11 protein-coding genes are annotated in these 14,092 nt (G+C 70.2%); 8 read left to right on the forward strand and 3 right to left on the reverse strand.

The features are described 5' to 3' along the window. Nucleotides 1-281: 281 nt before the first annotated feature. Nucleotides 282-1,691: a class II 3-deoxy-7-phosphoheptulonate synthase gene (locus C9E82_RS18650; RefSeq protein WP_119900316.1), complete on the forward strand. Its 1,410-nt coding sequence runs from the start codon at nt 282-284 to the stop codon at nt 1,689-1,691. An 81-nt stretch (nt 1,692-1,772) separates the two neighbouring features. Here C9E82_RS18650 and C9E82_RS18655 read toward each other — a convergent pair whose 3' ends face one another. Further along, nucleotides 1,773-3,056: an NAD(P)/FAD-dependent oxidoreductase gene (locus C9E82_RS18655; RefSeq protein ID WP_119900317.1), complete on the reverse strand. Its 1,284-nt coding sequence runs from the start codon at nt 3,054-3,056 to the stop codon at nt 1,773-1,775. A 110-nt stretch (nt 3,057-3,166) separates the two neighbouring features. Here C9E82_RS18655 and C9E82_RS18660 point away from each other — a divergent pair, with 110 nt between their 5' ends. Both C9E82_RS18660 and amaB read left to right on the forward strand, forming a co-directional pair. After that, entirely contained in the window at nt 3,167-4,105 is a 939-nt protein-coding gene (locus C9E82_RS18660) for a LysR substrate-binding domain-containing protein (RefSeq protein ID WP_170162151.1), read from the forward strand. A gap of 118 nt (nt 4,106-4,223) precedes the next feature. Next, a complete protein-coding gene (amaB, locus tag C9E82_RS18665; RefSeq protein WP_119900318.1) occupies nt 4,224-5,738 on the forward strand; it encodes an L-piperidine-6-carboxylate dehydrogenase in 1,515 nt (504 codons plus the stop codon). A gap of 18 nt (nt 5,739-5,756) precedes the next feature. Here the strand turns inward: amaB and C9E82_RS18670 are convergent, their stop codons facing one another. Next, nucleotides 5,757-6,821 carry a GlxA family transcriptional regulator gene (locus C9E82_RS18670; RefSeq protein ID WP_119900319.1) on the reverse strand — a complete coding sequence of 355 codons (1,065 nt, stop codon included), beginning with the start codon at nt 6,819-6,821 and terminating at the stop codon, nt 5,757-5,759. A gap of 98 nt (nt 6,822-6,919) precedes the next feature. On the opposite strand from C9E82_RS18670, the gene C9E82_RS18675 reads away from it, so the two are divergent. From C9E82_RS18675 to glyA, 5 genes are read left to right on the forward strand one after another with little or no spacing between them, the layout of a single operon-like run. Beyond that, nucleotides 6,920-8,173 (forward strand): sarcosine oxidase subunit beta family protein, encoded by a 1,254-nt coding sequence (locus C9E82_RS18675; RefSeq protein ID WP_119900328.1) that lies wholly within the window; start codon nt 6,920-6,922, stop codon nt 8,171-8,173. Between the two features lie 36 nt (nt 8,174-8,209). Beyond that, complete coding sequence (locus C9E82_RS18680) at nt 8,210-8,509, forward strand: sarcosine oxidase subunit delta (protein ID WP_119900320.1); 300 nt, start codon at nt 8,210-8,212, stop codon at nt 8,507-8,509. Then, nucleotides 8,506-11,496, forward strand: coding sequence for a sarcosine oxidase subunit alpha (locus tag C9E82_RS18685; protein ID WP_119900321.1), 2,991 nt, complete (start codon nt 8,506-8,508; stop codon nt 11,494-11,496). The genes C9E82_RS18680 and C9E82_RS18685 overlap by 4 nt, the downstream gene beginning before the upstream one ends. A 13-nt stretch (nt 11,497-11,509) precedes the next feature. Next, complete coding sequence (soxG, locus tag C9E82_RS18690; protein ID WP_119900322.1) at nt 11,510-12,079, forward strand: sarcosine oxidase subunit gamma family protein; 570 nt, start codon at nt 11,510-11,512, stop codon at nt 12,077-12,079. A gap of 18 nt (nt 12,080-12,097) precedes the next feature. Beyond that, on the forward strand, nt 12,098-13,366 hold the full coding sequence (gene glyA / locus C9E82_RS18695; protein WP_119900323.1) for a serine hydroxymethyltransferase: 1,269 nt from the start codon (nt 12,098-12,100) through the stop codon (nt 13,364-13,366). A gap of 67 nt (nt 13,367-13,433) precedes the next feature. Here glyA and C9E82_RS18700 read toward each other — a convergent pair whose 3' ends face one another. Further along, on the reverse strand, nt 13,434-14,015 hold the full coding sequence (locus tag C9E82_RS18700) for an NADPH-dependent FMN reductase (protein ID WP_119900324.1): 582 nt from the start codon (nt 14,013-14,015) through the stop codon (nt 13,434-13,436). Nucleotides 14,016-14,092 lie beyond the last annotated feature (77 nt).

Below are 14,092 nucleotides of genomic sequence, written 5' to 3' on the forward strand. Positions count from 1 at the left end.
GGCCCGCCCTCGGCGCGGTTGGCCAGCCGCAGGGGCTCGATCGCGGCGCTGAAGGGCAGCATCGTGAAGCTGTCCAGCAGAAGGAAGGTGAAGCGGCGGGGCTTGACGGATGGCATGGGGCTGTCTCGCGCGGGTTCCAGCCGGGAATATCATCAGGGTTTCGCCCTTGCCGCAAGGGCCGCGAGGCCGCCGCGCCGCCGCCGCGATCGCGCCTCTCGGGCCTTCCCCTGACGGTCGGTAAGGATTATACCGGCCCGACCCATTCTCAAGGAGCACTTGCCATGACGCAGGAGAACCGCATCACCGCCGCCACCCCCGCCTGGGACAAGGCCGGCTGGCGCGCCTATCCGCGCGTCCAGATGCCCGACTATACCGATCCCGAGGCATTGGCCGCGGCCGAGGCGCAGCTGCGCCGCTATCCGCCGCTGGTATTTGCAGGCGAGGCGCGGCGCCTCCGCGATCAGCTGGCCGAGGTCGCGGCCGGCCGGGCCTTCCTGCTGCAGGGCGGCGATTGCGCCGAAAGCTTCGGCGAATTCAGCGCCGACAACCTGCGCGACACCTTCAAGGTGCTGCTGCAGATGGCCGTGGTGCTGACCTGGGGCGCGCAACTGCCGGTGGTCAAGGTCGGCCGCATGGCCGGCCAGTTCGCCAAGCCGCGCTCCGCGCCGACCGAGGTGGTGGGCGGGGTCGAGCTGCCCAGCTATCGCGGTGACATCATCAACGGCTTCGACTTCACGCCCGAGGCGCGAATCCCCGATCCGCAGCGGATGCTGGCGGCCTATACCCAGGCGGCGGCCTCGCTGAACCTGCTGCGGGCCTTCTCGACCGGCGGTTTCGCGGACATGCACCGGGTGCAAAGCTGGATCGCCGATTTCGTCGGCGGCCCCGAGGCCGCGAAATATCGCGACATCGCCGACCGGATCCGCGACGCCATGGCCTTCATGCAGGCGGCCGGGGTAAATTCGGACACCGCGCACCAGCTGTCCAAGGTCGATTTCTACACCAGCCACGAGGCGCTGCTGCTGGAATACGAAGAGGCGCTGGCCCGCGTCGATTCGACCACCGGCCTGCCGGTGGCGGGCTCGGGCCACATGATCTGGATCGGCGACCGCACCCGCCAGCCGGACGGCGCGCATGTCGAGTTCTGCCGCGGCGTGCAGAACCCGATCGGGCTGAAATGCGGCCCCTCGACCACGGCCGAGGACCTGAAGGTGCTGATGGCCAAGCTGAACCCGGCCAACGAGGCCGGCCGGCTGACGCTGATCGCGCGCTTCGGCGCCGGCCAGGTCGGCGATCACCTGCCGCGCCTGATCGCGGCGGTGCGGCAGGAGGGCGCCAATGTCGTCTGGTCCTGCGATCCGATGCATGGCAACACGATCAAGTCGGCGACCGGCTACAAGACCCGGCCCTTCGACGCGGTGCTGCGCGAGGTGCGCGAGTTCTTCGCCATCCACAAGGCCGAGGGCACCATCCCCGGCGGCGTGCATTTCGAGATGACCGGCAAGGACGTGACCGAATGCACCGGCGGCGTGCGCGCGGTGACGGACGAGGACCTGTCGGACCGCTATCACACCGCCTGCGACCCGCGCCTGAACGCCAGCCAGTCGCTGGAGCTGGCCTTCCTGGTGGCCGAGGAACTGCGCGCCCGCCGCGAGGCCTCGGTCCCGCCGCGCGGCGTCAGGGTGGGCTGAGCCCCGCGCCCGCCGGCACGGCCCCAACCATGATGACAGCCGCCCCGTCCGGGCGGCTGTTCCCGTTTCGCGGCCGGGGCGTCAGATCCGCGCGCCGGCCAGGTGGGCCAGCTGCGCGCCGGCCTCGATCAGGGCGCCGCGCAGGGCGCGCAGCGCGGCCGGGGCGGGGCGGGTCAGGGGCAGCGGCATCCGCGCCTCGGGCAGATCGCCCGTCAGCAGGGCGGCCAGCGCCGCGCCGAAGGCGGTGCCGGGCGCGATGCCCCGGCCGTTATAGCCGCAGATGGCGAAGACCCCGTCCTCCAGCCGGTGAAAGCGCGGCAGGTTGTCCGAGGTCATGCCGATCCGGCCATGCCATCCGGCCTCGAAACGCGGCGTGCCGATCTGCGGGAAGATCCGCCCGATCGCCCGGCCGGCCCAGGCGCGATGCACCGCCAGCCCGCCATTGCGCAGCGCCCCGACCGAGCCGAAGACCAGCCGGTTCGCCGCGTCCAGCCGGAAGGACGTCAGCACCTGCCGCGTGTCCCATGCGCCCTGACGCCCCGGCAGGATCGTGTGGGCCACATCGTCGGGCAGGGGCGGGGTCGCCAGGTTGAAATAGGGCAGCGGCACCTGCTGGCGGGCGATGTCGGGCATCAGGTGGCGGGTATAGGCGTCGGTGGCGAAGACCACATGGCGCGCGGTCAGGCTGCCGTCTGGGGTGCGGATCCGCCAGCCGGTCGCGGCGCTCTCCAGCCCGGTCGCCGGCGAGGCGGTGAAGATCCGCGCCCCCAGCCCCTGCGCCGCCCGCGCCAGGCCGCGCGCATAGGCCAGCGGCTGGATCGTGCCGGCGCGGCGATCCAGAAGCGCGCCCTCGAAATGCGTCGTGCCCAGCATCGCCGCCGCCTCGGTCTTGTCCAGCAGCTCGACCGGCGCGCCGCGCGCCTGCCATTGCCGCGCGCGCTCGGCGATCTCTGCCCGGCCCGCGCGGCCGAAGGCGGCGTGCAGCGTGCCGACCGGCTGCGCCTCGCAAGCGATGGCGTGGCGGTTCACGATGTCCCAGACCAGCGCCGGGGCCTCGCCCAGAAAGCCGATCAGACGCGCGCCCATCTCCGGGCCAAGGGTGCCGGCCAGCGCCTCGGGCATCACCCACATCCCGGCATTGACCAGCCCGACATTGCGCCCCGCGCCGCCGAAGCCGATCTCGACCGCTTCCAGCAGGGCGGTGTCGACCCCGCGCCCGGCCAGGTGCAGCGCCGCCGACAGCCCGGTATAGCCGGCGCCGATCACCGCCACCTCGGCGGCAATGTCGCCCCCCAGCCGGGGCGTGTCCGGGGGCGGCGGCGCGGTCTGTTCCCAAAGCCCGTGGGTGAGGGGATCGTTCAGCATGGTCGGCCTCATGTCGGTCCCGTCCTGCGCGAGGGTCCCGCCGTCCTTTCTTCCGCCGAAACGCTGCGCTAGGCTATCGTGCGTTTCTCACGATCTCATGCCGTTTCGGAATGTCCATTCACGCCCCCCGCCGCTTTCTTCCCTCGCTGCCGCTGCTGGCGGCCTTCGAGGCCGCCGCAAGGACCGGCTCGATCACCCAGGCCGCGGCCGAGCTGTCGCTGACCCAATCCGCCGTCTCGCGCCAGATCAAGGCGCTGGAGGGGCAGCTGGGGCTGGAGCTTTTCCTGCGCGAGAAGCAGAAGATCCGGCTGACCCCCGGCGGTCAGGCCTATGCGCAAGAGATCCGCGACGCGCTGCGCAAGATCTCGGACGCCTCGCTGAACCTGCGCGCCAATCCGGGCGGCGGGACGCTGACCGTTGCCGCGCCGCCCACCTTCGCCGCGCGCTGGCTGGCGCCGCGACTGCCGGGCTTCCTGGAGCGCCATCCGGGGGCGATGCTGAACCTGCTGGCCCGGCCGGCCCGGTTCGATTTCCGCCAGGACGTGATCGACGCGGCCATCCATTTCGGCCTGCCCGACTGGCCCGAGGCGGGGATGGTCCCGCTGCGCGGCGAATCGGTGCTGCCGCTTTGCGCGCCGGCGCTGGCCGCGCGCTGTGGCTTTCGCGAACCGGCCGACCTGCGCGATGCGCCGCTTCTGCACCTGACCTCGCGCCCCGATGCCTGGGAACGCTGGCTGCGCCATTACGGGGCCTGCGACCGGGGCGTCCAGGGGATGCTGTTCGACCAGTTCTCGATCCTGGCCGAGGCGGCGGCGGCGGGGCTGGGCGTCGCCCTGCTGCCCGAATTCCTGTTCGCGGACGACCTGGCCTCGGGCCGGCTGGTGGCTGCCCTGCCGCTGCTCTGGCGGGGCGAGGAAGCCTATTACCTGTGCTGGCCGCGCGACCGCCCGGCCGAGGGCCCGCTGGCGTGGTTCCGCGACTGGCTTCTTGCGGAAATGGCCGAGACTGGCGCGGGCGGGGCGGGCGCGGATGGGGGCCGGGCGGGATGATCCGGCGCGCATGGGTTCATTCCGGTTCCGCATCAAGTCAGCCGGATTCAGCGAAAGACCCGGCCGGGCGGTTATGCTAGCCGCGAAAGGGAAACCGAATGACAGGGACGCAGCCGCCATGACCCAATCCATCGCCGACAAGACCGCCGCGATCCTCAGCCGCCTTGGCGTCGCGCCTGCCCGCTGGACCGGCGGCACCATGCCCGGCGTCACCCCCGTCACCGGCGAGGAGATCGCCCGCCTGACGCCCGACACGCCCGAGACCGCCGCCCGCGCCATCGCCCGCGCGAAATCCGCCTTCGAGACCTGGCGCAATGTCCCCGCCCCCCGGCGCGGCGAGCTGGTCCGCCTGCTGGGCGAGGAGCTGCGCGCCGCCAAGGACGACCTGGGCGCGCTGGTCTCGATCGAGGCGGGCAAGATCCCCTCCGAGGGGCTGGGCGAGGTGCAGGAGATGATCGACATCTGCGACTTCGCCCTGGGCCTGTCGCGCCAGCTCTACGGGCTGACCATCGCCTCGGAACGGCCCGGCCACCGGATGATGGAGACCTGGCACCCGCTTGGCGTCGTCGGCGTCATCTCGGCCTTCAACTTCCCCGTCGCGGTCTGGTCCTGGAACGCGGCGCTGGCGCTGGTCTGCGGCAACAGCGTGGTCTGGAAGCCCTCGGAAAAGTCGCCGCTGACCGCGCTGGCCACCCAGGCGATCCTGGAACGCGCGCTGGCCCGTTTCGGCGATGCGCCCGACGGGCTGGCCCAGGTGCTGATCGGCGGCCCCGAGATCGGCGAGGCGCTTGTCGCCAGCCGCGACGTGCCGCTGGTTTCGGCCACCGGCTCGACCCGGATGGGGCGCATCGTCGGGCCGAAGGTGGCGGAACGCTTCGGCCGCTCGATCCTGGAACTGGGCGGCAACAATGCCGGGATCGTCTGCCCCTCGGCCGATCTGGACATGGCGCTGCGGGCCATCGCCTTCGGCGCGATGGGCACGGCGGGCCAGCGCTGCACCACGCTGCGCCGGCTGTTCGTGCATGACAGCGTCTATGACGCGCTGGTGCCGCGGCTGGTCGCGGCCTATGCCTCGGTCAGCGTCGGCAACCCGCTGGAGGGCGAGGCGCTGGTCGGCCCGCTGATCGACCGCGCCGCCTTCGAGGCGATGCAGCAGGCGCTGGAGGCGGCCCGCGCCGCGGGCGGCACCGTCCATGGCGGCGAGCGCCTGGCCATCGGCCCCGACAGCGCCTTCTATGCCCGCCCGGCGCTGGTCGAGATGCCCGCCCAGGCCGGCCCGGTCGCCGAGGAGACCTTCGCCCCGATCCTCTATGTCATGCGCCACAATGACCTGTCCGAGGCCATCGCCCAGCACAATGCCGTCGGCGCGGGCCTGTCCTCGTCGATCTTCACCACCGACCTGCGCGAAAGCGAGCTGTTCCTGTCGGCGGCGGGGTCCGATTGCGGCATCGCCAACGTGAATATCGGCACCTCGGGCGCCGAGATCGGCGGAGCCTTCGGCGGCGAGAAGGAGACCGGCGGCGGGCGCGAAAGCGGCTCGGACGCCTGGAAGGGCTATATGCGGCGGCAGACCAGCACGATCAACTATTCCCGCCAGCTGCCGCTGGCGCAGGGCGTGGTCTTCGACATCTAGCGCCGGGCCGCGCGCGGGCTATTTTCCCTGCGGCGGCACCAGCACGCCCACGGCGGGCTGGTCCGGGTCGCGGCTGGCCTGCGCCTTGCGGTATTCGGCCGGCGTCACGCCGCGCTCGGCCTTCAGCGTCCGCGCCAGGTGCGGCGCGTCGCAGAAGCCGCAGGCCAGCGCGATCTCGGTGATCGGGCTGTCCGAGCCGCGCAGCCGCTGCAGCGCCTTGTCCAGCCGCAGGTCCAGATAGGTCTTCAGCGGCGTCTGCCTTATATCGGCCAGGAAGCGCCGCTCCAGCGTGCGCCGCCCGACGCCCAGGTCCCGCGCCAGGTCCTGGATGGTCCGGGGCACCTCGATGTTCTGCTGCATCCGCAGCACCGCGCGCTTGACCAGCTCGTCACCGGGCTTGCGGGCCAGCAGCGGGCCGGGCTGGGCGCGCTCGCCGCTGAGCGCGTCATCGATCATCATGATGTTCAGGCTCTTGATCGCCGCCGACTGGCCGATATGGCGCTGCACCAGGAAGGCCGCCAGATGCGCGGCGCCATGCCCGCCCGAACAGGTCAGCCGGTCGCGATCGACCACGAAGATCTGGTCGGCGACCGGCATCTCGCTGTCGAAGCGGTCGATGAAATCCTGGTGGTGGAACCAGCTGACGCAGCAGCGATAGCCCTTCAGCAGACCGGCGCGCTGCAGGATGAAGACGCCGGTGCAGAGCCCGACCAGCGGCGTTCCCGCCGCCGCCGCCGCGCGCAGGAAATCCAGCGCCGCGTCGCTCAGCGCCGCGCGGTCGCTGATCAGCCCGCCCACCACCACCAGATAGTCGAAGCCGCCCGCATGGCGCAGCCGCGTGTCGGGCTGCACCCGCACCCCGCAGCTTGAGCGGATCATGTCGGTGCCGTCCGACAGCACCGTCCAGTCGCACAGGATCGGGCGCGACTTGTCGGCCTCGTCCGCGGCCAGCCGCAGCACGTCCACGAAATTGGCGAAGGCCGACAGCGTGAACTGGTCGGCCAGCAGGAAGGCGACGCGCAGGCGCTTGCCGGCGGGCGCGCCCGAGGAGGGGGCGCCGGGGGGTGGTTTCGTCTGGGCCATGTCGTGAACCTGCAATTCGGATGGCGCAAATCTTCCCGCCCATCCTGTGCAGATTCGTCATCTTCCGTCCAGTCCTTCCTCAACCGGCGGCCCTGACCATGACCCGTTTCAACGCCTTCTCGCTTCTGAAGAATGCCCTCGGCGGGCATCGGAACTGGACCGAGCAATGGCCCGACAGCCAGCCCAGGGCGGAATATGACGTGGTGATCGTCGGCGCGGGCGGGCACGGGCTGGGCGCGGCCTATTATCTGGCCAGCCAGCACGGCATCACCAATGTCGCGGTGATCGACAAGGGTTGGCTGGGCGGCGGCAATACCGGCCGGAACACGACAATCATCCGCTCGAACTATCTCTATGACGAGAGCGCGCGGCTCTATGACCATGCGGTCGACCTGTGGGAGAATCTCAGCCAGGAGCTGAACTACAACGTCATGTATTCGCGGCGCGGCGTGCTGATGCTGGCCCACAACGTCCATGACGTGCAGAGCTTCAAGCGCCACATCCACGCGAACCGGCTGAACGGCGTCGACAACCGCTGGCTGACGGTGCAGGAGGCCAAGGAATACTGCCCGCCGCTGAACATCTCGCCGAATGCGCGCTATCCGGTGATGGGGGCGGCGCTGCAGGAACGCGCGGGCACGGCGCGGCACGACGCGGTGGCCTGGGGCTATGCGCGCGGGGCGGCGGCGCGGGGCGTGGACATCATCCAGAACTGCCCGGTGACGGCGATCCGGCGCAATGCCGACGGCTCGGTCGCGGGGGTGGAAACCGCGAAGGGCTTCATCCGCGCGAAGAAGGTCGCGGTCTCGGCCGCCGGCCATACCTCGGTGGTGATGCAGACGGCGGGCGTGCGGCTGCCCTTGGAAAGCTATCCGCTGCAGGCCCTGGTCAGCGAACCGGTGAAGCCCTGCTTCCCCTGCGTGGTCATGTCGAATGCGGTCCATGCCTATATCAGCCAGTCCGACAAGGGCGAGCTGGTGATCGGCTCGGGCACCGACCAGTATACCAGCTATTCCCAGCGCGGCGGGCTGCCGCTGATCGAACATACCATCGCCGCGATCACCGAGGTCTTCCCGATCTTCAACCGGATGCGGATGCTGAGGAAATGGGGCGGGATCGTCGACGTGACGCCCGACCGCTCGGCCATCCTGGGCAAGACGCCGGTGCCGAACCTCTATGTCAATTGCGGCTGGGGGACGGGCGGCTTCAAGGCCACGCCGGGCGCCGCGCATGTCTTCGCCTGGACCATCGCCAAGGACGAGCCGCACCCGATCAACGCCCCCTTCACGCTGGAACGCTTCCGCAGCGGCCGGCTGATCGACGAGGCCGCCGCCGCCGCCGTCGCGCATTGATGCGCGCCACGATGATGGCGCATTGAGGACACGCCCATGCTTCTGATCCATTGCCCCTATTGCGACGAAACCCTGCCCGAGGCCGAGTTCACCTATGCCGGCGAGGCGCATATCGCGCGCCCGGCCGATCCCTCGGCGCTGAGCGACGAGGAATGGGAAAGCTACCTGTTCATCCGCAGCAACCCGCGCGGCCCGCATCACGAGCGCTGGCGGCACCTGCATGGCTGCGGGCGCTTCTTCAACGCGGTGCGCGACACGGTCAGCGACCGCTTCCTGACCACCTATCCGGCGGGCCAGCCGCGCGCCGCCCTGCCCATCAAGGAGGCCGCGGAATGAGCCGCTATCGCATCGCCGGAAAGGGCCGCGTCGATCACGGCGCGCCGGTCCGCTTCACCTTCGACGGGCGCGCCTATGCCGGGCTGCGGGGCGACACGGTCGCCTCGGCGCTTCTGGCCAACGGCGTCCACCTGATGGGCCGGTCCTTCAAGTATCACCGCCCGCGCGGCCCCGTCGCGGCGGGATCCGAGGAACCCAACGCGCTGATCGGCACCCGCCGCGGGCCGGGCCGGTTCGAGCCGAACACCCGCGCCACCATGCAGGAGATCCGCGACGGGCTGGAGGCCAGCTCGCAGAACAAGTTTCCCAGCCTGAAATGGGATCTGGGCGCGGTCAATGACGCGGCCTACATGCTGTTTTCGGCCGGGTTCTACTACAAGACCTTCATGTGGCCGAAAAGCTTCTGGCACCGGGTCTACGAGCCGATCATCCGCGCGGCGGCCGGCCTTGGCGTGGCGCCGACCGAGGAGGACCCGGACCACTATGCCTCGCGCAACCTGCATTGCGACGTGCTGGTCGTCGGCGCCGGCCCCGCGGGCCTTGCGGCGGCGCGGGCGGCGGCGGCCGAGGGGCTGCGCGTGGTCCTGGTGGACGAGAATGCCGAAGTCGGCGGCACGCTGCTGTCCGAACCCCAGGCGCAGATCGACGGGCGCCCGGCATGGGACTGGCTGGCGGCGGAACTGGAGGCGCTGAAGGCGCTGGGGGTGCGGATCATGACCCGCACCACCGCCATCGGCTATTACCACCAGAACCTGATCGGGCTGTGCCAGCGGCTGACCGACCACCTCGACGTGCTGCCCGCCGACACCCCGCGCGAGCGGCTGTGGCGGGTCCGGGCGCGGCGGGTGGTGCTGGCGCAGGGCGCGCTGGAAAAGCCGCTGGTCTTCCACGGCAACGACCGTCCCGGCGTGATGCTGGCGGGCGCGGCCCAGACCTATCTGAACCGCTACGGCGTCCGGGTGGGCGACGCGCCGGTGATCCTGACCAGCCATGACAGCGCCTGGTATGCGGCGTTCGACCTGCAGGATGCGGGCGCGCGGGTGCAGGCCATCGTCGATCTGCGCGACGCGGTGCGCGAGGAACTGCTGAACGAGGCCCGCGCGCGCGGCATCCCGGTCAGGCTGTCCCATACCGTGACGGCGACCTCGGGGCGGCTGCGGGTCAGCGCGGTCCGGGTCAATCCGGTGACGAACGGGAAGGTCGGTGCGGGGCAGGCGATCAAATGCGACGCGCTCTTGATGTCGGGGGGCTGGACGCCGTCGCTGCACCTGTTTTCGCATACCCAGGGCAAGCTGGCCTGGGACGAGGACCGCACCACCTTCCTGCCCGCCCTCACGCCCGAGGATTGCGTGATCGCCGGTGCCGGGCGCGGGCTGTGGGGGATCGCGGCGGCGCTGCGGGACGGCGCCGAGATGGGCCGCGAGGTGGCGCAGGCGCTCGGCAAGGCCGGCGCGGCCCTGGCTCATGACGTCCAGAACGACCGGACCGGCAGCGGCGTGTCGATGAAGGAGCTGCCGACCGACCGCAATCCGGGCAAGGCCAAGGCCTTCGTCGACTATCAGAACGACGTGACCGCCAAGGACCTGCGCCTGGCCGTGCGTGAAGGCATGCGCTCGATCGAGCATGTGAAGCGCTACACGACGAACGGCATGGCGACCGACCAGGGCAAGATGTCGAACATCAACGGGCTGATGATCGCCGCCGACGCGCTTGGCAAGCCCGCGCCGCAGGTCGGGCTGACCACCTTCCGCCCGCCCTATACGCCGACCAGCTTCGGCGCCTTCGCCGGCTATCACCGCGGCACGCATTTCGAGCTGACCCGCAAGACGCAGATCGACGCCTGGGCCGAGGAACAGGGCGCGGTCTTCGAGCCGGTCGGCCAGTGGCGCCGCGCCTGGTACTTCCCCCGCCAGGGCGAGGATATGGAGGCCGCCGTGCGCCGCGAATGCCGCCAGACCCGCGCCAGCGTCGGCATCTTCGACGCCTCGACGCTTGGCAAGATCGAGGTCGTCGGCCCCGATGCCGTCACCTTCATGGAGCGGATGTATACCAACCCCTGGGCGAAACTGGGCGTCGGTCGCTGCCGCTACGGGCTGCTCTTGGGCGATGACGGCTTCATCCGCGACGACGGGGTGATCGGGCGCATGGCCGAGGACCGCTTCCACGTCACCACGACGACGGGTGGCGCGGCGCGGGTGCTGAACATGATGGAGGACTATCTCCAGACCGAATGGCCCGACCTGAATGTCTGGCTGACCTCGACCACCGAGCAATGGTCGACCATCGCGCTGAACGGCCCGAATGCGGCCAGGCTGCTGGCGCCCTTCGTCGAGGGGGTGGAGCTGACGGAAGCCGCCTTCCCGCACATGTCCTGCGCCGAATGCACGGTGGCGGGGATGCCCGCGCGGCTGTTCCGCGTCAGCTTCACCGGCGAGATCGGCTTCGAGGTCAACGTCCCCGCGCCCCTGGGCCGCAAGCTGTGGGAAACGCTGTGGCAGGCCGGCCAGCAATACGGCATCGTGGCCTACGGCACCGAGACCATGCACGTGTTGCGCGCCGAGAAGGGCTATATCATCGTCGGCCAGGACACCGACGGCACGGTCACGCCCTTTGATGCGGGCATGGGCTGGGCGGTCGGCAAGGCCAAGCCCGATTTCGTCGGCAAGCGCGGCCTCGCGCGGCCCGACCTGGTGGCCGGGACCCGCAAGCAGCTGGTCGGGCTTCTGACCGAGGACGGCTCGAAGCTGGAGGAGGGGGCGCAGATCGTCTTCGACCCGAAGCAGGCGATCCCGATGAAGCTGGTGGGCCATGTCACCTCGTCCTACCACTCGGACGCGGCGGGCCGGCCGATCGCGCTGGCGCTGGTCGAGGGCGGGCATGAGCGGATGGGCGAGACCGTCCATGTGCCGATGCCCGACCGGACGATTGCCGCGAAGATCACCGGCACCGTCTTCGTCGATCCCGACAACACCCGACTGAAAATCTGACCCGGAGGCCAGGATGAACGCTCCCATCTCTTCCTTCCCGCCCGGCGCGCTGGCCGATACCACTGCGGCGCGGGTGGCGATCGCTCCGGCCTGCGGGCGGCTGTCGCTGCGCGCGCGCGGCGACCTGGCCCCGCTGGAGGCGGCGCTGGGACTGGCGCTGCCCGGCCGGATCGGGCAACGCGCCCAGGGTGGCACTGTTCAGGGTGGCGCCATCCAGACGATGCGCCTGGGCCCCGACGAATGGATCCTGCAGGCCCCCGAGGCCGAGGTCGCCGGGATCCTGGCCGCCTGCGCCGCGCTTCATGCCAGCCATCCGCACAGCCTGGTGGACGTCTCGGGCCGCGAGGTGACGCTCTTGGTCTCGGGCCCGCGCGCGGCGGAACTGCTGAGCATCGGCTGCCCGCGCGACATCGACAGCGTCGCGGTGGGCGAAGGCCGCCGGACGCTGTTCGACGGCGCGACGGTGGTGCTGTGGCGCGACGCGCCCGACGCCTTCCGCATGGATGTCTGGAACAGCTTCGTGCCGCACCTGGCCGATCTTCTTGTCACCGGCTGCAGGGAACTTGCCGCCGAAACCGTCTGATCCCGGAGGAAATTCAACATGTTCGACCGTCTGCCCAAGACCGGCATCTCGGATGCGGCGATCGCCAGCGCCGTGGCCGAGGAACTGGACCGCCAGAAGACCCAGATCGAGCTGATCGCGTCCGAGAACATCGTCTCGGCCGATGTCATGGCCGCGCAGGGCTCGGTGCTGACCAACAAATATGCCGAGGGCTATCCCGGCCGGCGCTATTACGGCGGCTGCGAATTCGTCGACAAGGTCGAGGCGGTGGCCATCGACCGGCTGAAGCAGCTGTTCGGCGCCGAATTCGCCAATGTCCAGCCGCATTCCGGCGCCCAGGCCAACCAGGCGGTGTTCCTGGCGCTGTTGCAACCGGGCGACCGGATCATGGGCCTGTCGCTGGCCCATGGCGGCCACCTGACCCATGGCTCGCCCGTCACCATGTCGGGCAAGTGGTTCGACGTGGTGTCCTACGAGGTCGAGCCCGACACCCATGTGCTGGACATGGAAAAGGTGCGCGCGCGGGCGCTGGAGACCCGGCCGAAGCTGATCGTCGCCGGCGCCTCGGCCTATCCGCGCCGGATCGATTTCGAGGGCTTCCGCAGGATCGCCGACGAGGTGGGGGCCTGGCTGATGGTGGACATGGCCCATTACGCGGGGCTGATCGCGGGCGGGCATTATCCGAACCCGGTCGCCCATGCCCATGTCGTGACCTCGACCACGCACAAGACCCTGCGCGGCCCGCGCGGCGGCATCATCCTGACCAATGACGAGGCCATCGCGAAGAAGCTCAACAGCGCGGTGTTCCCCGGCAACCAGGGCGGTCCGCTGATGCATGTGATCGCCGCCAAGGCCGTGGCCTTCGGCGAGGCGCTGCGGCCCGAATTCGCCGATTACGCGGGCCAGGTGATCCAGAATGCCCGCGCGCTGGCCGATGTGCTGCTGGTCGGCGGGCTGGGGATCGTCTCGGGCGGGACCGACAGCCACATGGTGCTGGTCGACCTGCGCCCGATGGGCGTGACCGGCAAGGCGGCCGAGATCGCGCTGGAGCGCGCCGGCCTGACCTGCAACAAGAACGCCATCCCCAACGATCCCGAGAAGCCCTTCGTCACCTCGGGCATCCGGCTGGGCAGCTCGGCCGGGACCACCCGCGGCTTTGGCGAGGCCGAGTTCGAGAAGATCGGCGCCCTGATCCTGCGCGTGATCAAGGCCCTGTCGGAAAACCCCGAGGGCGACGCGCAGGTCGAGGCCGAGGTGCGCGCCGAGGTCCGCGCGCTCTGCGACGCCTTCCCGATCTACGGGTCCTAGGCCGGCCCGCCCGGATCCCAAGACAGCCAGAAGGCGGCGCCCGGCCGGCGCCGCCTGTCGCGCATCCTCAGCCGCGCGCCGCCTTGGTGGCCTTGGTCCACCAGACCAGTTCCTCCAGCGTCGCCTTCAGCGAGGGCTTCAGGTTCTCCTCGATCTCGCTGATCGGGGCGTCGCCGCCGCCGGGGAAGACCTTGAAGAAGTCGCTGCCGCCGATATGGACGGCATTGCGCAGCGGCACCATCTGAAGCTCGATCCCGATCAGGCGCAGATGCTCCAGCGCCCGTGCGCCGCCCATGCTGCCATAGGCCAGGGCCGCGAAGGGCTTGCGCACCCATTGCTTGTAGGCCTGGTCCAGCGCGTTCTTCAGCGCCCCGGTGATCGAGCGGTTGTATTCCGCCACCACGAAGAAGAAGCCGTCGAAGCCCGCCAGCTTTTCCTGCCAGGCGACGGCATTCGGGTCCGAGGACGGCATCCACAGGTTCGATGCCGGCTCGTCGAAGAAGGGCAGGTTCTGGTCGCGCAGGTCGACCAGTTCGAAATCCAGTTCCGGGTGATCCTTCAGCTGCTCCATCAGCCATGCGGCCGGCTTGTCGGCGAAGCGGGTCTTGCGGGTGGAGCTGATGATGACGGCGATGCGCGGTTTGGCCATGAAATGCCCTCCTGTCGTTTCGGCGGTTGCGATCCTGCCAACGCCGAAGCTGGGCCATCGGGTCCCACTTGCCAAGG

The sequence above is a fragment of the Paracoccus sigandri genome, assembly GCF_003709565.1.
GTDB lineage: Bacteria > Pseudomonadota > Alphaproteobacteria > Rhodobacterales > Rhodobacteraceae > Paracoccus > Paracoccus siganidrum.

Bases quoted from the DNA above. Each gene is read 5' to 3' on its own strand.
- C9E82_RS18650 (WP_119900316.1), top strand. From the start codon at position 282: ATGACGCAGGAGAACCGCATCACCGCCGCCACCCCCGCCTGGGACAAG.
- C9E82_RS18655 (WP_119900317.1), bottom strand. From the start codon at position 3,056: ATGCTGAACGATCCCCTCACCCACGGGCTTTGGGAACAGACCGCGCCG.
- C9E82_RS18660 (WP_170162151.1), top strand. From the start codon at position 3,167: ATGTCCATTCACGCCCCCCGCCGCTTTCTTCCCTCGCTGCCGCTGCTG.
- amaB (WP_119900318.1), top strand. From the start codon at position 4,224: ATGACCCAATCCATCGCCGACAAGACCGCCGCGATCCTCAGCCGCCTT.
- C9E82_RS18670 (WP_119900319.1), bottom strand. From the start codon at position 6,821: ATGGCCCAGACGAAACCACCCCCCGGCGCCCCCTCCTCGGGCGCGCCC.
- C9E82_RS18675 (WP_119900328.1), top strand. From the start codon at position 6,920: ATGACCCGTTTCAACGCCTTCTCGCTTCTGAAGAATGCCCTCGGCGGG.
- C9E82_RS18680 (WP_119900320.1), top strand. From the start codon at position 8,210: ATGCTTCTGATCCATTGCCCCTATTGCGACGAAACCCTGCCCGAGGCC.
- C9E82_RS18685 (WP_119900321.1), top strand. From the start codon at position 8,506: ATGAGCCGCTATCGCATCGCCGGAAAGGGCCGCGTCGATCACGGCGCG.
- soxG (WP_119900322.1), top strand. From the start codon at position 11,510: ATGAACGCTCCCATCTCTTCCTTCCCGCCCGGCGCGCTGGCCGATACC.
- glyA (WP_119900323.1), top strand. From the start codon at position 12,098: ATGTTCGACCGTCTGCCCAAGACCGGCATCTCGGATGCGGCGATCGCC.
- C9E82_RS18700 (WP_119900324.1), bottom strand. From the start codon at position 14,015: ATGGCCAAACCGCGCATCGCCGTCATCATCAGCTCCACCCGCAAGACC.